Source organism: Pseudoalteromonas sp. Angola-4 (genome assembly GCF_028599265.1).
Taxonomy (GTDB): domain Bacteria; phylum Pseudomonadota; class Gammaproteobacteria; order Enterobacterales; family Alteromonadaceae; genus Pseudoalteromonas; species Pseudoalteromonas atlantica.
This window is the reverse complement of the sequence record NZ_JAQREK010000001.1, coordinates 142,373-168,946: the sequence shown is the minus strand read 5'-3', so window position 1 is coordinate 168,946 and position 26,574 is coordinate 142,373. Positions and strand designations below refer to the sequence as shown.

At 42.4% G+C, this 26,574-nt stretch carries 18 protein-coding genes and 2 pseudogenes; 4 read left to right on the top strand and 16 right to left on the bottom strand.

All coding sequences use genetic code 11. The features are described from left to right. Positions 1-29: 29 nt before the first annotated feature. A complete protein-coding gene (locus PSH48_RS00760) occupies positions 30-1,517 on the bottom strand; it encodes a dipeptidase (RefSeq protein ID WP_273610725.1) in 1,488 nt (495 codons plus the stop codon). A gap of 215 nt (positions 1,518-1,732) precedes the next feature. Between PSH48_RS00760 and PSH48_RS00755 the strand changes: the two genes are divergently transcribed. Continuing rightward, on the top strand, positions 1,733-1,906 hold the full coding sequence (locus tag PSH48_RS00755) for a DUF2986 domain-containing protein (protein WP_004587415.1): 174 nt from the start codon (positions 1,733-1,735) through the stop codon (positions 1,904-1,906). Between the two features lie 42 nt (positions 1,907-1,948). On the opposite strand, the gene PSH48_RS00750 is transcribed toward PSH48_RS00755, so the two are convergent. The 3 genes and pseudogenes from PSH48_RS00750 to PSH48_RS21235 all read right to left on the bottom strand — a co-directional run. Then, positions 1,949-4,078 carry a TonB-dependent receptor plug domain-containing protein gene (locus PSH48_RS00750; protein ID WP_273610724.1) on the bottom strand — a complete coding sequence of 710 codons (2,130 nt, stop codon included), beginning with the start codon at positions 4,076-4,078 and terminating at the stop codon, positions 1,949-1,951. A 98-nt stretch (positions 4,079-4,176) separates the two neighbouring features. After that, positions 4,177-4,602, bottom strand: a pseudogene (locus tag PSH48_RS21240) (methyl-accepting chemotaxis protein); the annotation flags it as partial. A gap of 105 nt (positions 4,603-4,707) precedes the next feature. Then, positions 4,708-5,478 (bottom strand): annotated as a pseudogene (locus PSH48_RS21235) (PAS domain-containing protein); the annotation flags it as partial. A 370-nt stretch (positions 5,479-5,848) separates the two neighbouring features. Here PSH48_RS21235 and PSH48_RS00740 point away from each other — a divergent pair. Continuing rightward, complete coding sequence (locus tag PSH48_RS00740; RefSeq protein WP_096042083.1) at positions 5,849-7,051, top strand: MFS transporter; 1,203 nt, start codon at positions 5,849-5,851, stop codon at positions 7,049-7,051. 69 nt (positions 7,052-7,120) lie between these two features. Here PSH48_RS00740 and PSH48_RS00735 read toward each other — a convergent pair whose 3' ends face one another. The 8 genes from PSH48_RS00735 to PSH48_RS00700 all read right to left on the bottom strand — a co-directional run bounded on the left by PSH48_RS00735 (position 7,121) and on the right by PSH48_RS00700 (position 19,093). Further along, on the bottom strand, positions 7,121-8,170 hold the full coding sequence (locus PSH48_RS00735; protein ID WP_273610722.1) for an NAD(P)-dependent alcohol dehydrogenase: 1,050 nt from the start codon (positions 8,168-8,170) through the stop codon (positions 7,121-7,123). Between the two features lie 203 nt (positions 8,171-8,373). Then, positions 8,374-9,087: a DUF1499 domain-containing protein gene (locus PSH48_RS00730; RefSeq protein WP_273610721.1), complete on the bottom strand. Its 714-nt coding sequence runs from the start codon at positions 9,085-9,087 to the stop codon at positions 8,374-8,376. Between the two features lie 256 nt (positions 9,088-9,343). Continuing rightward, entirely contained in the window at positions 9,344-10,684 is a 1,341-nt protein-coding gene (locus PSH48_RS00725; protein ID WP_273610720.1) for a DUF1501 domain-containing protein, read from the bottom strand. 9 nt (positions 10,685-10,693) lie between these two features. Beyond that, positions 10,694-12,601 carry a DUF1800 domain-containing protein gene (locus PSH48_RS00720; protein ID WP_273610719.1) on the bottom strand — a complete coding sequence of 636 codons (1,908 nt, stop codon included), beginning with the start codon at positions 12,599-12,601 and terminating at the stop codon, positions 10,694-10,696. 110 nt (positions 12,602-12,711) lie between these two features. Next, positions 12,712-13,752: a sterol desaturase family protein gene (locus tag PSH48_RS00715; protein WP_273610718.1), complete on the bottom strand. Its 1,041-nt coding sequence runs from the start codon at positions 13,750-13,752 to the stop codon at positions 12,712-12,714. Positions 13,753-13,762: 10 nt separating this feature from the next. Further along, positions 13,763-15,997 carry a TonB-dependent receptor family protein gene (locus tag PSH48_RS00710; RefSeq protein WP_273610717.1) on the bottom strand — a complete coding sequence of 745 codons (2,235 nt, stop codon included), beginning with the start codon at positions 15,995-15,997 and terminating at the stop codon, positions 13,763-13,765. Between the two features lie 8 nt (positions 15,998-16,005). Then, complete coding sequence (locus PSH48_RS00705) at positions 16,006-17,280, bottom strand: imelysin family protein (RefSeq protein WP_273610716.1); 1,275 nt, start codon at positions 17,278-17,280, stop codon at positions 16,006-16,008. Positions 17,281-17,365: 85 nt separating this feature from the next. After that, positions 17,366-19,093 carry a DUF4856 domain-containing protein gene (locus PSH48_RS00700; protein ID WP_273610715.1) on the bottom strand — a complete coding sequence of 576 codons (1,728 nt, stop codon included), beginning with the start codon at positions 19,091-19,093 and terminating at the stop codon, positions 17,366-17,368. Positions 19,094-19,969: 876 nt separating this feature from the next. Here PSH48_RS00700 and PSH48_RS00695 point away from each other — a divergent pair. After that, on the top strand, positions 19,970-20,185 hold the full coding sequence (locus tag PSH48_RS00695; RefSeq protein ID WP_273610714.1) for a hypothetical protein: 216 nt from the start codon (positions 19,970-19,972) through the stop codon (positions 20,183-20,185). Between the two features lie 82 nt (positions 20,186-20,267). Here the strand turns inward: PSH48_RS00695 and PSH48_RS00690 are convergent, their stop codons facing one another. Both PSH48_RS00690 and hrpB read right to left on the bottom strand, forming a co-directional pair. Further along, the gene (locus tag PSH48_RS00690) at positions 20,268-20,732 is read right to left on the bottom strand and encodes a nuclear transport factor 2 family protein (RefSeq protein ID WP_273610713.1); all 465 of its coding nucleotides are present in this window, start codon (positions 20,730-20,732) and stop codon (positions 20,268-20,270) included. Positions 20,733-20,826: 94 nt separating this feature from the next. Then, positions 20,827-23,253: an ATP-dependent helicase HrpB gene (hrpB, locus tag PSH48_RS00685; protein ID WP_273610712.1), complete on the bottom strand. Its 2,427-nt coding sequence runs from the start codon at positions 23,251-23,253 to the stop codon at positions 20,827-20,829. A gap of 272 nt (positions 23,254-23,525) precedes the next feature. Here hrpB and PSH48_RS00680 point away from each other — a divergent pair, with 272 nt between their 5' ends. Further along, the gene (locus PSH48_RS00680) at positions 23,526-23,723 is read left to right on the top strand and encodes a CsbD family protein (RefSeq protein ID WP_002958133.1); all 198 of its coding nucleotides are present in this window, start codon (positions 23,526-23,528) and stop codon (positions 23,721-23,723) included. A gap of 69 nt (positions 23,724-23,792) precedes the next feature. Here the strand turns inward: PSH48_RS00680 and PSH48_RS00675 are convergent, their stop codons facing one another. Both PSH48_RS00675 and PSH48_RS00670 read right to left on the bottom strand, forming a co-directional pair. Further along, the gene (locus tag PSH48_RS00675) at positions 23,793-26,054 is read right to left on the bottom strand and encodes a xanthine dehydrogenase family protein molybdopterin-binding subunit (RefSeq protein WP_273610711.1); all 2,262 of its coding nucleotides are present in this window, start codon (positions 26,052-26,054) and stop codon (positions 23,793-23,795) included. Beyond that, positions 26,051-26,548 carry a (2Fe-2S)-binding protein gene (locus tag PSH48_RS00670; protein ID WP_024034278.1) on the bottom strand — a complete coding sequence of 166 codons (498 nt, stop codon included), beginning with the start codon at positions 26,546-26,548 and terminating at the stop codon, positions 26,051-26,053. Before PSH48_RS00670 ends, PSH48_RS00675 begins: the two co-directional genes overlap by 4 nt. Between the last annotated feature and the right edge of the window lie 26 nt (positions 26,549-26,574).

Here is a 26,574-nt window from a genome sequence, read left to right as displayed (position 1 = left end):
GGCGGCTTTTATATTAAAACAGCTATAACTTACATATTACCTAGCTCTATCATCATTGCGGTATACATACGTAAATTAAGCGCTAATTGCTCAAGCGTAATAAATTCATGCTCTGAGTGGCCAGTATAACGTTTGCCTGGCATTGAAGGGCCAAACGATACTGCATTATCAAATAATTTTGCGTTAGTGCCTCCGCCAATTGATACAAAGTCAGCTTGTTCGTCACCTGTAAAATGTTTAAAAATATCAAGCAGCTTTTGTGCGTGCGGTGCGCTATCTAACAGCATGGGTGTACCAATAATGGTCTCGACTTTAGTAAGCGTTACGTTATTTGCAGTTTCCCATTCCTTAATCGCACTGTTTATTTGCGCTTTAAGTAGGTTTTCATCTTTACCAACTGGGCGGCGCGCGTTAATGGCTAACGTTAGTGCGTTACCATCGCGTTCAATTACGGTAGGGGCTACGCTCATTGGGCCCATGAATTCATGCTCGTAGGCAATATTACCAAATTGCTTACCATGAATATCTAAGCCAATTAATTGATTTACAAATTTTATAAGCTGCCCATCGCTATTATTTTCAAGTGCGACGTCTTTAAATAGCTCGCTCAGGTGTGCAATAGCATTAACGCCCGACTCTGGCTCTGATGAGTGCGCAGACACCCCTTTTACAGTTATTTTTAAGCCTTCAGCTTGCTCTTCAAAGTTAAACTCAACTTCACTAAGTGTTTTAGCTTTAGCTTTTAATAAGTTAATAACTACAGCGCTTGCGTTATGCAGCACTAAGCTTGCATCTTCTGGTATTTGGCTTTTAAACGCGCCACCCGCTAAATCACTCACATACACACCTGTTTGTTTTGAGGTAGCATTAAAAGTAGGAGCAACTAAGCTCCAGCCTTTTTCGGCTACTACAACTGGGTATGATGCATCAATAGTTACGGCGTATTTTGGCTGCTCGTAGGTTTTCATAAATTCAGTAAGCGGGCCCCAGTCAGATTCCTCCGCTAGGTAAATCATCAGCTCTATGCGGTTATCAAGCTCTATGCCTTTATCTTTAATCGCTTTCATGGCGTATAGTGCGGTGGCTATTGCGCCTTTGTCGTCTTCTGTGCCTCGACCGACTAATTTTCCAGGCTCTGAGGTATCAATAATAAATGGGCTTTGTTTCCACTTACTAGCATTGGCCGGTTGTACGTCACCGTGGGTTACAACGGTAACCTTTTCGTTTTGATCTCCCATGCCTATAAGCACGGTGTAGCCTAGGTCTTGGTAATCAAACCCAAGCTCTGCAGCTTTCATTTTTAATACTGATTTAAAATTAATAAAGTCAGGATTTTGTGGCGCGGGTATCGACTCTTTATTTACCGTAGGAAAAGCCACTAAATTAGTTAACGTGTGAATTTGTGATTGTTGATAAGTATTCACAGCGTAATCGGCAACACTATCAATATTTGTATGTAATTGTGCATGTGAGCTAAAAGCAAATAAAGCACTGCAAAGCAAAGCTAACTTTTTCAAAACGTATCCTTTTGTATGAATCATTACTACCAATGCGCAATAATAAATCGCTTAAATAATTAAATTGGTATTAAAGCTAAATTATACCGCCAAGCAATAGTATTAAATAGCGCTTTGCGGCAGGGTTACAACAATCGCGCTTTAAATTTAGATAGCGGCTTACATTGCATTGGTTGTATAATGCGCGACCTTAATTAATCAGAGTATTAGTACTAATGAACCGCCGCAAAAAAATTGTCACCAAATTTCAGAAAAAAGATAAACGTGCTAATGCTAAATTGCATAAAAGTAATAAACCGGCGTATGTATCAAAAGCAGAGCGTGAAAAACTAGCTTTAGAGGCGCAGCAAACAACCAACGCCGAGCAAGTTACGCCAACATCAGATTAAACTAAAGCGCCAAGCAACCTATTCTCAATGCTTTATATGGGTTTAAAATGCGTAACTGGCACTTATATTAAATGAGCGCCCTTGCCCAGCTAATTGAGTAAACCCCGTGCTGTTACCTTGCTTAAGCGCTGCAATACTTACCCCGCCTAGGGGTAATTGGTAAAACGTATCAAATAAGTTTACCACCTCAATACCCAGCGTAAGCGCATCAAAAGAAGCTTTAGAGCTTATATTAACTAAGCTGTAACTAACGGTTTGGTTTTCTAAGCGGTTAACATCAACGCGTGATTTTGTATCCACCCATTGCCACAACAGTGCATTTTCAAATATCCCTATTTGCTGGCTTAATGAGAGCGCTGTATGTAACGGCTTAATTTGATAAAGCGGTTGGTTAGTGTCGCGGCGCTTACCACGAGTGCTCGTTATGTTTGCTTTTAATTGCCATTCGCCAAACTGTGTTGATTGATAAAGTGACTTACTTATATCAAGCTTTGCGCCATAAAGTGTGGCGTCAACATTACTAAACTGCAAAATATTACGTGTTGTATTTGCTAACCCATAACTATTAAAACTACGTACAATATTTGCGTCAATGTAGTCCGTTACATCGGTGTACCACACATTAGCACTTACCCGCCACGCATCATTTTTTGCTGTTTTTGAATACGTTGCACTAATGGTATTTGCGGTTTCTACATCAAGCTCTGGATTACCAATATAACCATTAGCGTCGCCGTACCAGCCAATCATAGTGCTTGCCATATTACTTACACCCCAACTGTAACGTTCATATAAATTAGGGGCTCTGTTTTTGCGGGCTAGGCCTAATTGCAGCTCGTCATAAAGTGTAATTTGATAATTAGCTAATACATTTACATCAACTAAGGTGTCGGTTTTGTCTCTATCTGCATTGTTGAAGTTATTGGCAGCTAGCGCATTATTGGCAGTTGTCATTGCGCTCATACTGCCCGTATTCATCATGCCATCGTTATAGGCTTGTACTTCATCAACCTGTGTATTAACACGCTCAACCCTTATACCCGTATTTAACCAGAGCTTGTTATTGATTTGGCTTGCATATTCTGCAAATAAGGCAATACGCTCACGCTTACCGTTATTAATATTTATATAATCATTTGGCCCCATCATGGTTGAGCCTTCAATCGCCGGCCACCAATCATCAATGCGGCAATTATAATATTCTTGTCCAAGTAGTAATGAGCTATTTTGATCAATTGTAAGGCGCCATTTAAGCTGTGTGCTTATATCTTTTGCATCTGTTTTCATGGGCATCATGCCAGTTTTTTCTTTACTAAAAAAACCCATTTCGTGTTTAACGCTGTGCCAATTAACTTGTCCTTGTAGCTCGCTGTTTTCAAAACTGCGCTTATATTGGGCAATAGCGCCATAACTGGTGTTATCAGTCATATCCATGTACTGATTAGCAAAACCCTGATACGGTATTTTTTGATGCGTAAGCTTTATCACAACTTGTTGTTTATCGTCACGTATCGCGCCAGTTAGGCTGTGGTTTTGAGCCCGATATAATGTATCAAGTACCACATTCCCCTTTCCATCTTTGTAGCTGTTGGCATCACTAAACGACCCTTGGTAATTAAGGCTCACAGTATCGCTTGCTAAACGTGCTCCAACACCTAGTTTTTGGCCGTTATCAACACTGCTGTACTTAGCCGAGACATAGCCTGAATGCCATGCAAGCTCACTACTTTCGCTATATTGTGGTGAAATTGAGTTAACGCTTATTACACCTGCAATGTTATCGCCACCAGCGCTTACAGGCGAGACACCAGCAACTACTTTGTAAGCCGTTACTTGATTAGCTGATACGTAAGAAAGAGGCGGGTTCATCTGATTAGCGCACGCTGCAGTAACCTCTGCGCCATCAATCAGTACTTTTACTCTATCGCCCATTAAACCATTTAAAATAGGTAAGTTAGACACCCCGCCCGCAGCCGAAAAATCAACACCTAAATTGCTAAGCATTGCCTCTGACGAACCAAGCGATAAGTGCTTGTTGTGTACCTGTCCATGCACTTCAATAATTTCTAAAGTGTTATCATCTGCAAATACTGCAGGAGATAAAAGGCCAGTTAATAAAAGTGCTAAAGGAGAGAATAAATAAGTGTGTTGGATATGTTGAATATGAGCCATTTATAATTTATGCCACTGTTATATATGGCATAAATTATATAATGTAGTTACAAGTTTAGAGCGCGACAAAATGTCGCACTTTGAGAACTTACTGCCACTTAACTCGCGTTAAGCTTAGACACTGTAGCAGAAACAGCATCTGCGCCGCGTTCTATTTCTTGAATTACTTCTGAGACTTTCGCTATTAGCTCTCGGCCTTGCTCTGACGAATCAGAGACGGAGGTGATTTGCTTTGAAATATCGTTAGTCAGCTCTTGGTTGTTTTTAACTACGGTTGCAATTTCGTTGGTTGAACTGCTGGTGCTTGCTGCAAGCTGCCTAACTTCATCGGCTACCACGGCAAAGCCTCGCCCGTACTCGCCCGCTCGGGCGGCTTCAATGGCTGCATTTAACGCCAATAAATTAGTTTGATCGGCAATACTGCTTATGGTCGACACAATAGAGCCGATAACTGCTGACTGCTCATTCAGGTTTTTAATTAAATCAACCGATTTAAGTACTTGGCTTACAATTGCATCTGAGTTTGCAATTGCATCATGTAATATATCTGAGCCCCTTTTAGCCGTTTGCGCACTCGACACCGCCGATTCATACGCAATTTGTGCGGCCTCACTAACGGCTTCGTTGTCTTTTATGCGATCGGTAATATTAGAGGCAAACTTCACTATTTTTATCACTTTGCCTTTATTATCTAAAATTGGGTTATAAGTTGCCTCCAGCCATATTTGCGAGCCATCAGAGGTTATGCGTTTAAACTTACCCGACTTAAACTGTCCATCGCTTAGCTCTTCCCAAAACCGAGGGTTATTTTGATAAAAAGAGTCGGTACAAAACATTTTGTGATGTTTGCCAACTATTTCTGCAAGTGAATAACCCACCGTAGATAAAAAGTTTTGATTTGCTTTAATTATGGTGCCGTCGGGGTTAAATTCTATTGTAGCCAGCGCCTTATCAAGCGCTTCGGTGAGCGCTTCTTGAGATTTTCGCTGTACATAATTTTTTGTAATATCCGACGCTATTTTAATAACCTTAGTAACCACCCCGTTTACTTCAACAGGAAAATAAGTAGCCTCTAGCCATAGCTTTTCGCCATTAGCGTTAAAGCGCATAAAGGTACCGCTCGTTGAGTTTGCCCCTTGCAGCGCTTGCCAAAATTGGCCGTACTCACTCGACTTAGCGTAGTCTGAATCGCAAAAAATCCGGTGGTGCTTGCCTATTACCTCTTCTCTTTTGTAGCCTACGGTATCTAAAAAAAGATCATTAGCGTCTAAAATTTTTCCCTCGGGTGTAAATTCAATATACGCTACATGGTTATAAATAGCGGATAGTAATGATTTACTTTCATTGAGTTGACGTTCCAATTCTTCAACTTTGGCGTTATCTTTTCGTAGACCAAACATGTGTTAAACCTTTAGGGAATAATAATAGGATGACAATAACAAACAAATATAAAAATAATATGTAAGCTAGCAATAAATGTAACAACTTTGTAAATATAGGTGTTTTTTAGTTTTTCTGCGAGCAATTAAACACTTGCTAGTGAGCTGCTTTGTAAAAACTTTTTATAAATTAATCTAATAAGTAGCACTTTTTGATAGTTAACAAAAGTAAAACAAGCCAAAAATACTATTTTTTATACATGACGCAGTACACTTTTTAACTTAAAATAGCCATCTCACTGACACACTCCACACCTAATATATGTTTACTCTCCACACAGTTAATGTGTGGCTATTCACTATTTTTAAAATCAAAGTTAAAGGATCTTCTATGAGTGCAGATGTTGCGTCGGCATCTAATCAGTTAAATAAAGCTGCTATTTTATTAGTGTTAGCACTAGGTACGTTTATTTTAGGATTATCAGAATTTTCAATGATGCCTATGCTGCCGCTGATCAGTGAAACGTTTGGCTCAACCCCTTCGCAAAGTGGCTATGCAATTAGCGCCTATGCTATTGGTGTTGTAGTAGGCGCGCCGGTATTAATGCTTACAACGGCCAATATGCGAAAACGCAAAGCTTTGCTGATTTTTTTAAGCCTAATGTGTATTTCTAATGGTTTGAGTGCATTAGCAACCTCATTAGAGCAGCTCGTTATTTTTCGCTTTTTAAGTGGCTTACCTCACGGCGCTTACTTTGGTGCCGCTATTTTGCTTGCCTCCGATATTGCCCCTTCGGGTAAACGCGCAAGCTTTATGTCAAAAGTATTTATGGGCTTAACCATTGCGACCATCGTTGGCGTGCCTATTGTTACCTTGGTGGGGCAAAATCTAAGCTGGCGTTATTGCTTAGGTGGCGCTGCGGTTTTAGCGTTTATTGCGTTTATATTTGTATACAAAGTAGTGCCAAATATTGATAACGCTAAGCCATCTAACTTACTTAACGAGTTTGGCGTACTTAAAAATAAACTGGTGTGGTCTATTTTAGGTATTGTTATTATTGGCTTTGGCGGCGTGTTTTGTATTTACACTTACATTGCCGATACAATTTTAGATGTAACTAAAACAGCCCCTTACACTATTTCTATCGCTATGGTGATGTTTGGTATTGGTTGTACGTTAGGTAATTACATATTAGGTAAAGCGGCCGATAAATCTGCCATTAAAACCACAGGCCTTGCACTGGTGTGCACCATCGTATTTGCAATTGCCTACGTTAGCGCAAGTTACAATATTTGGATGCTGTATGCGGTTATATTTTTTATTGGTTGCAGTGTAGGTTTGGCAACGCTTATTCAATCTTTATTAATGGATGTAGCCCCAGAGGGCCATGCAATGATTGGTGCATTAGTACAATGCGCATTTAACACCGCAAATGCTATCGGCCCTTGGGTTGGCGGGGCTGTTATTGCACAAGGTGCAGCGCCTAACCAAACAGGTTATGTCGCAGCGGCGTTGTTTTTAGGCGGCTTAGTAATGTGGTTTTTAAGCTACTTGCAACTTAATAAACAACAACCCACAGCACAAACGTGTTAAGCATATAAAAAGAGCGGCTAATACAATTAGCCGCTCTTTTACTTTAACAAGGGTATTTAGTCACCCACCTTACTGGGCCTCTAACGACGCCATATCAATAACAAAACGATAGCGTACGTCTGACTTTTCCATTCGCTCATACGCGGTGTTTATTTGGTCAATATTAATCATTTCGCACTCTGGCAATACGTTATTTTTGCCACAAAAATCTAGCATCTGCTGGGTTTCTTCTATCCCACCAATTAGTGAGCCTGCGATGCGCCGACGACCCATTAAAAGAGGCACTGTGTTTAGCTCCTCTACAGGGCCAACCTGCCCAACAATAACTAGCGTCCCATCTATGTCTAATAAGGGTGTGTAAATAGACAAATCGTGCTTAACAGGTACGGTGTCAATAATAATATCAAAAGCCGACTGCGACGCTTTCATTGCATCTTCGTCAGTCGACACTAAATAATGCTGCGCGCCAAGTTTTACTGCGTCATCTTTTTTAGACTCACTTCGCCCAACCACAGTTACACTCGCGCCCATGGCTACGGCATTTTTAACAGCCATGTGACCTAAGCCACCAAGCCCTACAACGGCAACACGGCTGCCTTTTGTAACGCCCCACTTATGTAATGGAGAGTAAGTAGTGATACCTGCACATAATAAAGGGGCAACGCGCGAAAGCTCTAGATTTTCAGGGACTGATAGTACAAATTCTTCACGAACAACAATATGTTTAGAATAGCCACCTTGGGTCATCTCGCCGGTTACTCTATCTTTACCTGCGTATGTGCCTACCATGCCTTCTTGGCAAAATTGCTCTTCGCCGTTATCACACTGTTTGCAGCTTTGGCATGAATCAACCATGCAACCTACCGCTACCGTGTCACCTTTTTCATAGTTTTTAACAGCGCTACCAATGGCTTTTACTTTACCTACAATTTCGTGCCCAGGGACTAACGGGTAACTGCTGCCTCCCCAGTCATTGCGCACTGCATGTAAATCAGAGTGGCATACGCCACAATATAAAATTTCAATTTCTACATCGTTATCGCGTAAATCGCGGCGCTCAAAAGTATATTCACCTAGTTGCGCACCTTCGCTTTTTGCTGCATATCCTACTGTTTTCATAACAACTCCATAGTCTGTAAAAATTTAAGTCGTCTACCTTTTTGCTTATTTAAGTGCTTTATTTTAAAACCAATCCCATAAGGGCTGTCTCTAAAAATAATACTGGTATGCACTTTGATGTGGTTTACACTAACGCCGGCGCAGTGAATGCACCCTGACCAAAAAAGCCCAACAAGGTTGGGCTTTTTTAACTTAAATGTTGGTTACTTATCCAGTAACGTATTTATCTCATCAATGAGTGAATGTATACGTTCAGCATTTTTTCCTAAATCGCTTCGCCCCACGCGTGACTTACTGCGTATATCGACAAAGCGCTGGCTGCCTTCATCATTGATACGCACAACTACATCGTCTTTAAAACCAAACCATGTGGTGGTATCCGTTGCTTCTACAATGCCCGTAGCCGCATTAACATTAACAAGCTCAAACCCTAAATTTTTAACCGCTTGCTCGGTAGCAGCCAATAAGTCTGTTTTTGATTGTGCATAATTTAGTGTTTTTAGCTCAGGGTAAGCTTTGCGTTGCTGCGTGGCTGTTTCTTCTCCTGCGTATTCAGCTGGGTTTTTAGCATCCGCTCGCAGCGGTAGAATTGCCACAAATTTTGGCGGGTTAATTAAATCGGTCGAAATATCATGGATCGCGGGTACACTTTTAGCCTTGCTCATCATGCTCAGTGGCATTGCAATCGCGATGGCTGCAAACACCAATGCCATTAAAGTGCTGCCCATGCTAAGCGTTTTACGCATAAAAATAACCTGTATAACAAGCAGCACTAATGCAGCGCCACCCACATACACACCAAATCTAAACCCTGTAAACGCAGTACTTAGTTCAACAACGCCATACTTATATAAAGGCCCTGGCAGTAAAACGAGTAAAAAAGCGATTAAACTTACTAAGCTCACTAAAATTTTCATTATTATGATTCCTTTATCATGTGTGATCTTTAATTTTAAGTATTTGAAACCAGTACATTATACTGCCAAGCACTGGGTTTAGATTACAATTAACAGCTCACGCCACTGTATAGTGATACTTAAGTGCTTTAAATAATAAGCTTTGTTCAAAAACCTTAAAATAAGCTAATTAAAACAACTAAATAACGCATTTTTATTATCAAGCAGCGGCGCTTTAACCTTAAACTAACGTACCTAGGCTGGCGTGTCAGTATCATTACACAAAAAAGTCTAAGGTAGCGCTGTTAAAGTTACTTAAATTAGGAAAAATATCAACCAGCTCCGAAACAGGCACGCCAAACCACTGCGCTAACGTTGCAAAGTATTGCTCGTTAGCCACTTGCGGAATTAACCGCCCGCCTCCGGTATCGTATTCGCCCTCTAATTGCTGAGTAAGTAACTGGCCATAAATAGAACGGCCTTTTACCGCGCCGCCCATTACTATTTGATTACCCGCCCAGCCATGGTCGGTGCCATCGCCGTTTGAGGTGAGCGTGCGGCCAAAGTCCGACATAGTAAACGTGGTGACTTTATCATTCATGTTCAGCTCTTTCATGGCACTGTTAAACTCGCTGAGTCCTTGAGCTAGCGTATTTAATAACGCAGGGTGCGCAGTAAGCTGATCATCGTGGGTGTCAAACCCCCCCATAGAGACAAAAAATACTTGGCGCTGAGTACTTAACGACGACTGCACACTAATAGCTTTGGCCACCGCGGCTAATTGCTCACTCAAGCTAGTATCGCTAAAGGTGGTAGTAAGCGCTGGGGCTTGTTCAAGCGCACTGTTCATCGTTTGCGTGTTGGTAATTGCGCTATTTAAGCCATTCGCATATTCACGCCCTAGTACATGGCTTGCATTGCCTAGCAAGCGGTTCATTATGTTAGTAACGTGCTCAGTGCGGGGCTGATAACCTCCAAAGGCGTTAATTGTGCTTATGCCACTTTTGTTAAGCGCAAAGGCACTGGTATTTGTGCCTGTTTGCCATAAATTAGTGCCATCGAGAGAGATATTTGCCGCAAACTGATCCTCCACAGCTAATCGCTCTAGCATACGTGCGCCCCACCCACTGTTTAAAGAGGCTTTTTCTCGGCCGTACATCCATGACGCTTGCTGATCGTTATGCGAAAATAAATGCTTAGGTAAAGGCACCGCGTTATTTTTGTAATCTGTTAATGTGGTGGGAGTAAGTAAAGTGCCTACGCCAGCAACAAAGGCTAAATCATCCGACTCAAACACGCTCTGTAAAGGCGCAAGTGAGGGATGAATTCCCACGCCACCTGCAAACTGCTGAGAAACACTTAACGCTAGCGGATTGTCTACTGCGAGGTTTTGCCGGCTTTGCTCGTATAAACTACGCTGCTCTCCCTCAAGGGGTAGCAACATATTAAGTGAGTCGTTTCCGCCGTATAAAAATACACACACTAGGGCTTTATAATCACCGAGTTCTATTGCATTAGTTGCCCCCGTTAGCGCTTGTAGCTGCAAACTGGTTAAAGCGGCTGCCGATACCCCGCCTTTTAAACATAATGACAAAAAGTCTCTTCTATTTAGGCTCATTATGCGCTCCTAATACTGCACGTTAAATTCAGGTGAAATAGCAATCATGTATAACAAGTACGAAATCCTCACGCGGTACTGTTCCTCATCAAAATAGGCATCTAAATCAAGCAAAGCTTGTGTAGTGTCAGCGCTCATATTGCCGGCAAAATACAGGGTATTATATTGCTCTATCAGTGCGCTAATGCCATTTTGCGCCAAGTAATCCACATCGCTTTGTACATAAACATAAATTCCTGCAGGGTTTAACTCGGTATGCGCTTCGGCTGTACTCCAAACCAAACTTGCAAATAAGGCATTCATTGTGCCTATTAAAGTCGCATCGTTAGCTATTTGTAATTCAGGCGCTACCAAACCTTGCGTGCGTAACGCCGCACTTTGGTAATCGGGTCTAAAAAAGTTAAATACAGAGCCCGACTGCATGGGGCCTTGCCCATAGCTATCGACTAAGTTCCACGTTTTATAATAACCTTGCTGAGACTTCGCATTAAGGTTTCGCCAAAACTGCACAGTTTTTAAAAGTGGTTCTTTAATTTTACCTTGATAGCTAAGTACACTGCCAAAATGGCGTGCTTCGTCATCTAAATAAATAGCTTTAACAACTGCGGCTAAATCGCCTCGTACACCGCTTCCATTATCGTTAAATACACGTGCAACGCGCTCTACATATTGCGCTGTAGGGTTTGAGGTAATTAACCGCTGAATAAGCTGCTTAGAAATAAACGGCGCTACGTTGTCGTGATTAAATAAATTATCGAGGGCTATTTTTAGCGACTCCTCTGGCCCATAACCAGGCGGTATAACCTCATTATTTAATAGGACTTTTTCTTTATCCGAATGGTATTCGCTGTAAGCTTGCATAGGGTTTATATAATCGCGGCTTTTGCGTTTAAAGGTTTCGCTGCCGGCAAATGTCCAGCCTGTAAATACACGCGCAAACCCCTGTATTTGAGCCTGTCCGTAAGTTGCTATGCTATTACCGTTTGCATCTAGTTTAGCGGTGCCATCAAGGTTTAACTCATCTAGGCCAATGGTAAATAATTGCATAACCTCACGGGCGTAATTTTCATCTGGGCGAATATTAAGTGCTTCATCGGCTTTTTCGTTCCCTAAATGGCTTAGGTACGTGCCCATAATTGGCGAAAGCGTTACCTCTTCGAGTAACTCTCTAAAATTGCCAAACGCATGTTTGAGCAATAAATCGTAGTAAGTGACCATACCCTCTGGTTGTGCACGCAAATCGCTATTTTCATCTGATACAACCAATATTTCACTCAGTGCAAATGCAACGCGTTGGCGTAGTTGATCGTCACTTTGTAGCACCGCTTTCCACCATGCATCTATTCGGCTTATATATTTAAAGTCTTCGTCATCTTCAAGTTTTACCAAGTAGTTTCGATGGTAGCTAACTGGCAGTGCTATTTGGTTATCGAGCCATTGTTGCTCACTTAAACCTTGAGCACTGTTTATTTCAGCAAGCGTTGGGCCCATGCTAGCTTGGTGTAATAACCTAGCGGCGCTGTGTATGTCCATGCTGTTTTTGGCTACAAATGTAACGGTTTGCGTGTTTGTTGCCCCTTCATTATCGGTGGCTGTTACGCTAAATGAATACGTTATAGGCTCATAACTTTGCGCAGCGGGTATAGTAAGGCGGGTACTTAACGCATCTAATGGTTCATTCAATAACGTGGTGCCCGCAGTTTGTTGCCAAACCACACTGCTTATTGTGCCGTCTTCATCGCTTGCTGTTGCAATTAGCTCAATGGTTTGGCCTTTAGTTAATTCGCTGGGTATGTCGGCAATCGATAAGGTAGGAATTTTATTTGAATTAACGGTGGGCGTGTCATCGCCGCCTGAGCCACCACAGGCGCTTAGCAATAAAGCACAACTTGCTAATAAAACTGATTTGTAATGCATGTTAAATCGTCATCGTAAATTAAAGAAGGTACGCGTGTATGTACCGAGTTTGATACGATTATTGAAACACAAAATTTACAATTTAACCTTTTATTTTTTGTAACCGAGCGCTATTTAACTGTTTTGTCGTTAATATTAACCTTAATAATGGGCTTTTTTTTATTAAAAACATTCACCTTATTAGCGGCTTTAGCCACACGTTGCCAAGGCGTTTGTAGGTTCTCGTAAATTGGCCGCCAATACGCATCCATTACACTGTTGTGGCCCCGGTCGTTATTGCCAACCCCCACGGTAATTTTACCTACTTGATGCGCTTTTATCAGCGTGCCACAGGCTCTATCCCAAATGGCTAACGCTGAGCCTAAGTTACGGTCAAAATGTTTTGGGTTATCGCTGTGATGAATTTGGTGCTGAGCTGGGCTAATTAACCAATTTTCTATTTTTTTACCAAAGCTCCACCACACATGTGAGTGGCGTAAATTAGCGCCTAAAGCATTAAAGGCAAATACAAATACATTAGCCCCCAAAATATCTAACATTGATAAATTTCGGCCAAAGCAATACACACAAACGCCCACTACAAAACCTTGGGCTAACGCCATTCGACAGGCATATAAATAGCTTTCAAACGGGTGGCTGCGATAAATGGTCATTGGGGTGAGCACTAACGCACTATGATGTACCTTGTGAAAATGCCACAAAAACGGCACTTTATGCAGTGCTAAATGTAATAAAAACCGTGTTAAATCATCAAATATAAACAATAAAACGGTAAAAATAATTAACACCACAGTACTTGGCAGCTGCCATACTGCGCGCTCACCAAAAAGCCATTGCAGGGCATCACTTACACCAATAGCAACAGGCACCATAGTTAACACTATAGGCACCCACAGCGCGGCTTTAAGTAAGCGGTTTATAATTAATAATTGGTAGTCGAGCTTGGCACTTTTACTCAGCCAAATACGCTTACTAAATAAATAGCGCCCCAGCCCACGCCACGTGCGCTTTTTTTGCTGCGCACGGCCCGAGAAATACAGCAACATTGCAATCACTAACGCCGCAATGCTATAGCCAATAAAAATACGTTTATTGGCATCAAACAAATAATTTGGCGTTTGAAGAAGCGTTTGCCATATAGTCTCGAGCATAACTTACCTCTTAAAATTGATATTTGTAACCCACGGCTACGCTACGCGGTTTACCCGGGCGCGCGCCATATGGGCGACGACTAACAATGTTATCTTGGTCAAACAGATTATCTACCTTAGCGTAAATATGCCCATATTGATCAAGCTCGTAGCGCGCAGCAATATCTACAACGGTTGTAGCGGGTACCTCGACACCTGCCAACGGTAATGAAAAATCATTCCCTGTGGTGTTACCAAGCTCGCCAGCGGTATAAGCTACGCCAGCGGCCTCTGGCATTTCTGAGGTGTATTTTATTAATAAATCAACCGACCAATCGTTATGTGCAAGGCCTAAGCTCAGCGCAGCTTGATGGTTAGGCAAGTACGGTAAATGATCGCCCGGGCGAATATGCCCCCACTGCGTAAATTCGCTAAATAGCTCTTCTTTAAACTCACTTTGCGTGTAGGTATAAGTTAAGCGTACCGGCACATCAATGTGCTTATTTAATGCGTAAGTGTGTGCAAATTGAGACTCAACGCCCCATACATCCACTTCCCCACCACTAAATTCGCGGTCAATTTCGTTTTCGATTCCACAATTTGACTGGCCACAGCTTTCTACTAAGTTTGAATAATCATTAAAAAAGCTCACTACTTCCACTTGGCTGTTACCGTTGTTGTAACGGCCACCAAATTCATAGTTTACGCTTTTTTCAAACTCTTCATCTCCTTCACGTACAGGGCTAGATGGGCTTGAGGGCACAAACCCTTGGTGTACACCAAAAAGTAACCCTGCATTGGCCGATAATTGGTAAAAGCCACTTAAACCAGGTAACCAAATACGGCTCGATTTATCTTGCCAATCGTTTGCTTGTCCAAGGGCGTCATTTTGATACGACATATCCATTAACTCGCCGCGCACGCCTAAACCAAGAGTTAGCTTATCGAAGGTTACTTTGTCTTCAATATATAACGACCACGCATCGGTAGATTCGGTATTTTGTGTGGTAAATACACTCGCGGTGTCTGTACGGGTGTTAACCGCGTTAACCATGGCGTATGTGTCTTCAAAATGATCGCGCTCTATTTCATCTTGATGAAAACGCACCCCGAATGAGAGTGAGTGCTCTAGCCCAAACGCAGCGACTTGCCAATCACCATCAAACTGTATGCCCTGCGAGAAAAAGGCTCTGTCGTTAGTTCCCATGGTTAAAAACACATTGCTTTCACCACTTTGAACCGAATCGGCTTGGCCACTAATAACGCTATATTCACGCTCAAAGCGTGTTGGGTCTGCCAAAATATCCGACAAACTACCACTGCTGTTAGTAACCGCGTTGAGTTTAAGCCACGCACGTTCAAAATCGTTGCGATAGGCGCGGGTTGTAAGGGCAAAATTGTCGCTGCTAAGTTGGTGGGTAAACATCACTTGCGTATGCTTAGTATCCATATTTGCAGGGCCGCTGGCGGCATAGCGGCGATACGGTGTTTGCTGGTAATCTTCTTCGGTTAACCCAAGGTAGGTTTCGTTAGAAAGCTCATCTGAATAGGCCAGCTTTAACTCAAAGCGTTGCTTAAACTGCTCGCTATTAAGTGTGTAATCTAATTTAACTAATAAATCGTCTTTTTCAAAGCCTGTATCTTGTCCACCATCAAGCTCTTTAAAACCGTCACTTTCTAGGTGAACGCCTTCAACTAAAAAGCCAAACTGCCCTTCGCGATTACCATAATACGCGTGCGCTTTTTTATAGCCATCGGAGCCTGCTGAAATATCAAGCATACCGCTGGCATCATCAGGTACTTGGCGCGAAACTAAATTAAGCGTACCCGCCACCGTTTGCGGGCCATAATGTATGGCTGCTGGGCCTTTAAACACTTCAACTGCGGTCATGCGTGTAGTAAGCGGAAAATAATAAGCCGCTGGTGCCGAATACGGCGCAGGGCCAATTAAAACACCATCTTCTAAAATGGTTATTTTTTTACTACGCTCAGGGGTTACGCCCCTAAAACCAATGTTAGGCCTTAGCCCAAAGCCGTCTTCTTCGCGTATGTTTACCCCAGGCACCTGCGATAAAATACGATGAATATCATCAAACTCAAATTGTTCAAGTTGCGCTTCGCCAATTAAAGTTGCCGAGCCTGCTTCGGTGCGCAATTTATCGTTATGGCTAATAATTTGAATATGTTCTAATTCGTTTTTTTGCTCTGCCACTGCTTGGCAACTTACGGCCATAAGCAATGCAATTGTAAGTTTATTGTATTTCATTGTCGCCCTTAGTCGTTGTCGCCTGCAGAGGTGGTGGGTAGCTCAAGTGCTAGCTCATTAATAAAGTCATTTTTTAGCTCATCGGTCAGCACTTTCACTTGGCCATGTACATCACGTACCTGTTGCTCGTTATCAATTAGCAAATCGGCCAGCGAGCTATCAATGCTATTTAAAGTGGCTTTAAGGGCTGCTATTCCTTCAACTAAACGTGTTTTAGTAGCCTGTGCTTGCTCTGCATCTAAAAAGTCATCAAAGCCAGTGCCTGCTTGCTCAGCGTCTAAATTACCCATAATTAACGCTTCAAACGCCACTAAGTTATTACGAATATTATCTAAAGAGCTTTTCGCATCTAAGCTTTCTACATCTTCAGGGCACGCCGATGCGCCACACGAATTTGAAAAAATACCAATCGGCTCTGCTAATTTTTTATCTTTTACTATTGTGTCGATATAAAACAGTGCATCGCTAATATGATTAAGTGCTTCGTGAGTTGTGCTAAAGCGAGAGCCACTTTGGCCGGTATTTTTTAATTCGTTAGCAAAACCACTATCCCCTTGCCAAGCTTGTAATAACTGCGCTGACGAACTTAAAACATCTTCACTTGCCACCACAGCAAACTCACAACGAGCCTGACGACGCGCTAAATCTGTACGGTTATTCCAATCTGCAAGGGCATCATTTGCCACACTACAGTGATGCGCTAATTGCTCGTTAAACAACACATGCCCAATTGCAAATAAGCCGCGGCGTGTTGCTGTTCTTTCGCTAATGGCATACGGGCGATTTTGATCTTGGTTAATAACACCGTCTTGGTTATACACCACGTCTTGGTCTATCCCACAGCGGCTAAAGGTAGGCCATGAATATATTTGGTTACGTAACTGGCCTGCGTTATCAAGAAGCGGCCCCATTTGCATCATTTCGGCTTGTTGCCAACCCGCCATGGTATCTAGCCAGGCTTGTTGCGCTTGAGCACGCAGCGCAATGGCCTCTTCAGAGCTTTCTTGTACGCTTTGTATTTCAGCTTGGCAGTAATTTGCAACGGCCTGTGTTTGTGTTTGTGCTTGTTGATTAAATAAAACAAACGTCGGTGTTATTACATTATCGACTAAGTTAGCAACGAGTTGTGCTTCATCAAACTCTGTAACCGCAGGCGTCGTAGTTTGCCCGCTATCACTACTTTGAAAATCACTGCCTGTGCTACTTGAGCTACTTTCACCACACCCACTAAGGGTTAGTACAGTAGCTGCAACCACAACCCCTTTTTTTGCATAATTGATCATTATTTCAACCCTAAAAACTTTGAAAATTAAACGGCAAAAGGCCAGCCCGTGGGCTGACCTTCCTTGGTGCTAAAACGGGTGGTTATTACCAGTTTTCAACGTTTTGAGCATCAAAGCCGTAAACTTCCTGCATCAAATCACGTGCCTCTCCTAACTGCGCTTTGTATGCATCTGTTAGCAGTGGCGCTTCACCGAGTAATGTATGTAGCTCGGCAAATTTACCTACGTTATCGTCGCTGTAAAAAGGTGAAAATGGGTTAAATTGAAAGTTCAGTGCAAAGCCTTTCATTTCACTAAAGTGTTTAGCTAAATTAGCAAAATCGTCAGCACTTGCCTCTGTACCTTGTACTGTATCAATGTCGGCTAATGTGTCGTTGATGTAATGTACAACGGTGGCTGCAATTGCGTTTTCCCAGTTGGCTACTGCAATATCACGTTGTGCTAATAACTGCGTTTTTTGATCATCAGTTAATGCACTTGGTGCAGCATCGTTAATAATTTTACGACCCGCAATAAACGCCGTCATTGCTGCGCTGCTAAAGTCAGTCGCTACTACCGCGCCTTTATCACGTTTAGCTGCGTTGGTAGAGTTACCCCAGTTGTATTCACTCGCTAAGTCAATTTTGCCATCACCATCAATATCAGCGCTTGCGCTACCATCAGAAATAGCCTCGTCGCTAAATTCTAAATAATGACGAGCAGCGCCAAAGTAACCAAAACCTTCATCGTATTGATGCTCTAAAGTACTGTAAGTACCATCGGCTGCTGCATCGGTGTTATCTTCATCAAGCCCTTCGTCTAGGTAATCGTCAGTGCCTTGCGAGAACATTAACGCACCTAGCGTGTGCTTTTGAATAAGCTGGTTTAAATCAAGGCCACTTGTTGTGATGTATGCCGCAGTAATGTCATTACCGTTTACATCCTCAGATTGTGTACCGCTTGCAATTGCATCTACATTGGCGGCAATTAAATCAAAGTAATGAAAAATAAGCCCTTCTGGCGTTTTTGCTTGAGTGCCGAAGTCGCTCCAACCTTCAAATGTACCTTCTGTTAGCCAATCTTCTTCCATTTTAGACGCATCGTTACCAGCAATTTTACCTGTTAAGGTTTTGCCTGAACTCGAAATTTCTGCAAACGACTGTTGCAACGTAGTTGCGCCATCAATAAACAAAAAGCTGTTATCTTTTACGGCTTCGTAATCGCTCCAATAAGCCATTAACTGCGCTTTAACGGCATCGCCCGTTAAGCCTTCGCTTTCAATGTAATCAACACTTAATAAGCTTATGTAAGCTTTAATTTGCGCCGAAAGTGCATGACGAGCCACTTGGCCTGTGTAACTTACCGCAGAATTACTAGCATTAACTGTTGAGGCAAATTCGTAAACGTTTACGCCTTCTTGCGCTTCAATATCAGTTACAGATACGCTCAGTGTTTGTGTAAAACTTAAATCGCCAGCATCGGTTGCAGTGACTGTTACATCAATTGTTTCTACTTGCTCAGCATTAAGCGCTAACGTGCTTTTAAGCGTTAGCTCATTGCTGTCATTAATTTCAAAATACTGTTCATCATCAGAAAGTGTAAATACCATGCCTGTTGCATCGTCATCGGTTGCACTTAAAGTACCGACTACTGCGCCTACTACATCTTCTGTTACAGCCGCTGTTGATAAGCTAATAGCGGTAGGTGCCGAATTAGTCACTGTTGGAGTGGTTGGTGTTTCGGTGCTATCGCTGGAGCTTGAGCCGCCACACGCAGTTAAACCCATAGTTGCAGTAATTACTGCACTAGCAAGGAGAGATTTACGCAAATTCATGTTGAATCCTAATATTGTATGTGAATCATTCTTATTTGTAATAGCGACTATTCTAATTACAAATACCTAACAATCAACCTAAATGTTGCTTTTTTGTTTTATTTTTAAAATAGTTTTAGTTTTTAGAACAAAGAAAGATCGGCAAAAATACTATTTAACATAGCTAAACTGTGCGTAAATTGCTTAGCAAAGCATTCGCTATACAAAGTTAATCTACTTATTAAAGTAATTTACTATCAAAAACTTATAACAATGCTTGGTTTGTACTAGATAAGTATTTTTAGAAAGGAACACTGCGCCTTAAAGCAAAATGCGAACATTACGTAGAAATAAAATCACATTAACTTTTTAGATATAAAAGCTATTTGTAATAATTATTATTTATTTTAAAAACGCATCACTTATAGCGTTTAAGTGTGGTTTTTTGCTCCACTTACTGTTTTAGAGGCTTATATCGGCGTATTGATTAAAGGTATACTAGGGCGTGTTGACCTTGGCGAATAGAAATTTGTTCAATCTAGGGGCGATTAAATCGCGGCGCGTGGTTTGTAACTTAGTAGGCTCGATAACGGCTCCTGCGTTATTTTAATGACTTACATCCATGTAAGAATAAGTAAAAACCAATAAACAAGAGTTTATCACCCTAGAAAGAACCCAACGGGCAGCCCATGTTTGGCTTTTATGCTGCGTTATCGCCTATTCATGGTGAATAACCAAGTTTCATAGGCTCTGCCTTGCCTAAAAACCAAACATACGGCTGCAAATTCAACCATCAAAAATCAACACACCCAAGAGAATATGAGAGGTGGTAATGCATTAAATAGTGTCATTTTACTACTCACTTTTAGCTAAGCCATACAATAACAGAGCCTTTTTATGAGAACAGAAATTCGCTACCGCTTTGAAACCTCGCAAGTTGCTAACCGCTTTGTGCATGTACTAAAAGATTGGCCCGTAAACCAAGTTAAAACTCGCCTATTTAATGGCGGCGACAGTGTAAAAGTCACTTACGAGTATGATGAAAGCGGGTTTGATTACACCTCTGCCGAGCTAGATGATTTAGCAGAGCAACACGGTGGTAAAGAAGTTTAAGCACTTAACAACAAAAAGCTATTACAGCCCAATTAGCCATTAACTTTGCTTTAATGGCTAGCGCGTTTTATCACTTTACGTTTTATTCGTGATATTTACGGATCATCGCCACTTTACCGTTTTCAACTTCTATTACTTCCATCATTACTGATGTGTACTCAATTGGCTGCTTACTTTGCGGATGAATGCCCTTAGCGTGGTTTTTATAACGAATCGCAAAGCCGCTATTGTTAAATATAAAGGTATTTAGCAGCTCGCTTTCGTATAAGGTATGCGCGCCTAAATAAAAACGCATGCCCTTACGCATTAGTTTTTTACCCTCTGCAGTGCGAGAGTCATCTACTTGATACGGTATGTGCTGGCTGCCTACATCGTCTGTTAATAAATTAAGGTAGGCTTCAAGCTCTTTTTCACTTGCGTTAGGCGCTTGCGTGGCGGTCATTGTTTTGTAGTAATGCTGTGCAAATTTGTTTAAGTCCAGTGCCTTTTCAGCATTAACCGAAAAGGTACTCACTAATAGCAAAGCTAATGTAAATAGTCGTTTCATCACTTCTTCCTTGTAGTTAAAAGTATTGATTTATTTATAGGTACACTATATTCACATGTTCAAAAATAAAACAAATATTTTTAAGTTAATAAACCTACATTTTGCTTTTTACTCTATTGGTTGCCACGCTGTTGGCTGGATCGTCGGGCCAAAAATGCTTGGGGTAACGTCCTTTCATTTCTTTTTGTACATCGCGATAACTACTAGCCCAAAAGTGCGCAAGATCTTGTGTAAGTTGTAAAGAACGCTTACCTGGCGAGAGTAATTCCATAAGCAGTGGCAGCTTGCCATTTGCGAGCATTGGCGTACTTGTTAAGCCATACACTTCTTGCATGCGTACGCTAAGTTTTGCGGGGCCATCTAGCTGGTAATTAATTTTTATATTTGAGCCACTCGGTACCGTTAACCTAAGCGGTAACAGTGTTTTTAAGGCTGTTTGCTGTGTCCAGTCAAAACAATTATGCAGTGCTTCAAAGTAGTTAAACTTTTTAAGCTGCTCCAGCGTTTTTATATCCTGTAAATATACGCCTAACCAATCATCAGCTGTTTCGATAAGTTGCTGCTCGCTTATTGCCGGGAACGTATCTGGCATAAACTGACTGGCTAAACTCATGCGTATTAATAATTGCTGCGCATCGGCTTGTTCATTAAATAATGCAAAGCCGTGCTTAGTAAATAAATTAAGCCACGCTTTGGCGCGCTCGGTTTTATCAAGCTTTTGCTTACTTGGTTGGCTTGTAAGCGTAATGGCGCCGAGCTTTACTTCGTCTTGATGGATAAACCGCGCGGTTTTCTCATCAAACTCACAGCGGGTAAGCGTAGTAAACAAGTGCGGTAAGTAATCTTGTAGCTCAAATGGGCTAAGTGCGGTGGCTGCAAAAATACGCGTGCCTTTATGGCCGCCCATGCTTGCAATAGCAAGGTAGTCATCGTTATGCCAGTAATCGGTGTTTAAATCAGCGCCCGCACCATTGGCAAGTAAGTAGCCATTGCCGCGTTTTTTTGCAATGCGATCGGGGTAAGCTAATGCCACCAGCAAACCTAAATACTCGGTGTTTAGCTCGCTGTTACTGTCGGTTACTTTTAAACGGCTTTGCCAGTATTTTAACTGCTGTTTAAATACTGGGTGTGGCCTTTGCTGTTGGCTATGTAGCGCCAAGCTTAGCTCGTTGGCGCTGTTTATTCGGCTCTCAAGCAGCGCCACTAAATAAAGTGCTAAGCGATAAATACCAGGGAGTTCTGCCTCAAGCGCTTGCGCTTTTAAAAGCATATGCGCTAAGCGAATATCCGCCCCAAAACCCAGCATTTTACTACCCAATTTAGTGAGCTTACCTTTGGAGTCGATAGCTTCAAGCATGGTTAATAAGTTTGCCGCTTGCGTGCATTGCTGCGCTGTTGGCGTATCAAGCAAGGTGAGTTCGCTAATATTTGCGCCCCACTGTTTTGCCTCCAGCATAAGTTGGCTTATGTCTGAGGTGAGTATTTCTGGGCTATCGTGGCTATTACGTCGCTCAAATGTTTGCTTTGAGCCAAGCCTGTAAACAACCCCTGGCTCTATTCGCCCTGCACGCCCCGCTCGCTGCACAGCAGAGGAGCGCGATATACTTTGTGTTGTAAGCTCAGTTACGCCTGTTTTCAAGTTAAACGTTGCGGCGCGGCGTTTGCCGCTATCAATAACAATACGAATGCCTTCAATGGTTAAACTGGTTTCGGCTACATTGGTGGTAAGCACAATTTTGCGCATACCTTTAGGCGCAGGGGCAATCGCCGCTTGCTGATTGGCTTTATCTTGCTCGCCAAATAATGTGGCAACTAAGCAGTTACTTGGTAAATCATTAAGGGCCTGCTGCACACGTACTATTTCAAATTGCCCAGGTAAAAATACTAATGCACTGCCGCTTTGCTCATTGAGTGCTTGCTTAACGATATTAGGGATGGCATCTAACCAGCGGCTCTCATCTTTTATTGGTATATATACTTCGTCAATGGGGTAACTACGCCCGCTTGATTGTATAACCGGGCAATCAAAAAACTGCGTATAGCGCTCGGTATCAAGGGTGGCCGACATAAGTAGTATGGTTAAATCGTCGCGCAGCGCACTTTGGGTCTCTAAAGCAAAGGCCAGTGAAGTGTCGGCCGCAATTGAGCGCTCATGAAATTCATCAAATATCAGTAAATCTATATCGCTTAATTCGGGGTCGTTTTGTAGCATGCGGGTAAGCATGCCCTCGGTGACTATTTCAAGGCGCGTATTACTGCTTACTTTGCTTTCACCACGTACTCGCAAACCAACACTCTGGCCCACATTTTCGTTTTGGCACTGTGCTAAGTAATTGGCAATATTACGTGCTGCTAAGCGGCGCGGCTCAAGCATTACAATACGTTTAAAATGGCCGTCGCGCATAAGCTGTAGCGGCAACCAGGTTGATTTACCTGCACCAGGCGGTGCTTGTAATAACGTTATGGGGTTACTTTGTAATGTAGTTAGAAGTTGTTGATATATGTTTTGAACCGGCAGCACTGCTATTTACCCAAAATTGCTTTGTGTACATTGTAACAAAAACCAAAAATAAACGCGCCGCAAAAGCAGATGAGTTTACGCGTATCCATAATCAGAAATAATTACAGACCGCTCTGTACATTTTTTAAGAACATACGCGCTGCAATAAAAGTAACGCCTCGCTTAAATATATAAATTAATGATTATAAACACAAAATAAAAATTTGACTGGTTGGTACACGCTTTGCTCCTTTTATACTGAACGTTATTTAAAACTAAGTAAGGAGATACTTATGAACAGCGATCGTATGAAAGGTAATTGGAACGAACTTAAAGGTAAGGCGCAACAAAAATGGGGCGATCTTACTGACGACGATTTAGACAAAATTGAAGGTAGCCGTACAGAGCTAGTGGGTAAAATCCAGCAACAGTACGGTAAATCTAAAGAAGAAGCAGAGCGTGAAGTAGATGAGTTTGAAAAAACTCACTAATCGCTAACTTCTAAAAAAACCGCCATTTGGCGGTTTTTTTGTTTAACGGCTTAAATAAAAGTACGTTATTTACGCTTTTAATTGATTACCTATAGGCAGTTGCCTAATGCGTTTACCACAAGCGGCAAAAATAGCGTTACACAGCGCTGGGGCGTAAACCGGAGTTGCGGGCTCCCCTACACCAGCAGGTGGTGCATCGCTTTGTATTATTTCTACTTCTACCTCTAAAGGTGAGTCGCTCATACGCGGTACGCGGTAATCATGAAAATTACTTTGCTGTACTCGGCCTTTATCAAAAGTAATACCGTCGCTAATTGCGGTTGTAATACCGTAAATAGAGCCACCTTGCGTTTGATTTTTAACGGTATCGGTGTTTACAACCGTACCCGCATCAATAGCGACCCACGATTTAATCACGTTTAAATCACCAGCATCCGATACCTCTACCTCAACCACAGTAGCCACATACGTTAAAAAGCTGCGGTGCGCAGCAATGCCTAACCCGCGACCTTTTGGCAGCTTTCGGCCCCATTTACTTATCTCAGCCACTTTTTCAATAACATGGCGTAATTTACCAATATCTAATGGGTAAACATCTTTATCGCCGCCATAGTTATCGTAAGACGCATTTTGCTCGGTTACATCTAAAATGCGATCAGGGCCTATGGTTTCAAGTAAATAGTCTTTTTGGTCGCGCCCTGCTTTGTGCGCAGCTTCAGCTATAAATGACTGAATAGCAAAAGCATGAAAAATATTTGATACCGAGCGCATCCAGCCTACTCTTGTTTTAGCGGGTGCTTCGCCGTTTTCTAACTTTAAGTTAGGTGAGTTTATGGGGTTATCGGTAAAGCCTAAGCGTAGCTCAAAACCTGCAGGCGACGTTGCCCCTTCTTGAAAGGTCGACATAATTGGCGAAAAAGCCGTACGGTGTAAGTAAGCTTCTATGTTACCTTTTTCATTGAGTGACGCTTCAATATGTTGAGCCGATACCGCATGATAAAAACTGTGCTGAATATCATCCTCTCGCGTCCACTGTACGCGTATAGGTTGTCCTACTTTCATTGAAATGTAGGCAGCTTCTGCTGAAAAATCAGGTTTTGATTTACGCCCAAAACCGCCACCTAACATGGTGACATGCACGTTAATTTGGCTCTCTTGCATACCAAGTAACGCAGCTACGGTTTTCATATCAGCTTGCGGGTTTTGCGTTGCAGCCCAAATATCTACCCTGTCTTTATTGTACATTGCAGTGGCGCAAGGTGGCTCCATAGGTGCTTGGGCCAAGTGCGGCGCGTAATAATCGGCTACTAACTTATTGCTCGATTTAGCCAATACGTTGGTGGTATCGCCTATTTCGCGCACATGCGCTTGCGGCTCATTAACGGTTTGTAATAGCGACTTTTTAAAGTTTTCTGAATTATAATCGCCGTTTTTACCATCATCCCACACCACTTTTAGTGCTTTACGCGCCTGCCATGCAGCCCAGGTATTTTTAGCAACAATAGCAATGCCGCCTTTGGGCTGAAATTGCGGCGCACCTTTTGGTACAGGCATTTCAATAATATTAACTACGCCATTAATTGCTTTAGCGGCGCTGGCATCAAACGATTTAACCATACCACCTACTACCGGCGGGCGCTCAATCATAGCCACCAGCGCTTTTGGCTCGCGAACATCAGCAGCAAAAGTGGCTTTACCGGTTACTAAATCGGTTAAATCTATATGCGCCATACCGGTATTTATATAACGCCATTCTTTGCGTGTTTTAAGTGTTAACTTGTCAGGCTCTGGCGGGGTAATACCAAGTGCGAGGTCAATTAAGTCTTTATAGGCAAGCGTTTTACCCGAGCTGTGGGTAACCACGTGCTGATTAGCTGTACAGGTTTGCGGCTCAACTTTCCAATATTTAGCAGCTGCATGCTGCATCATATAACGTACACTTGCGCCCATTTCGCGTAGGCGTTGCATGTTGTAGCGAATACTGCGCGAGCCATCGGTATTTTGATCCCCATATTTAGGGTCGCCCTTACCTTGAATAACAACGACTTTATCCCACGAGGCTTCCATTTCGTCTGCCACAATTTGGGCAATGGCGGTACGAATTTGTTGGCCCATTTCAGAGCGGTGACAGGTTATTTCAACCATGCCATCGGGGCGCAGTGCTATAAATAAGTTGGCACGTTTTGCTTGCTCAGAGGGCTGCTCTAACACGCCTGCAAACGCTTTTGGTGCACTGCCTACAAAATAAGTGCCTAATACTAATGCCCCTATTGCGCTGGTTTTTAAAAATTGGCGACGGTTTAGGTCAAAGTACGTATTGTCGTTTTTCATACCTCTTCCCCTTGTTCATTTGGGTCAAAATACTCAACGCCCGCAATTGTTTTAGCCGCCGACTTAATCGCTTTATGAATACGCGGATACGTGCCACAACGACAAATATTGCCCGACATATTACTCACTATTTCATCATCAGTGGGATTTGGGTTAGCGGCTAATAAGCTTGCCGCTTGCATTATTTGCCCGCACTGACAAAATCCACATTGCGGCACTTTATGCTCAACCCAGGCTTTTTGCACTGGGTGATCGCCTTGCTCGCTTAACCCTTCAATAGAGGTAATAGCACGCCCTGCCACAGCCGATACAGGTAATATGCACGAGCGCTGCGCTACGCCATCAATATGTATGGTGCACGCACCACACTGCGCCATACCACAGCCAAACTTAGGCCCGGTTAAATTTAATTCATCTCGAAGATACCAAAGCACCGGCGTTGACGGATCGCCTGTAAACTCATGTTTATTACCATTAACGGTAAGCGTGATCATATTTAACTCCTTGGCAAAGCGCTTTA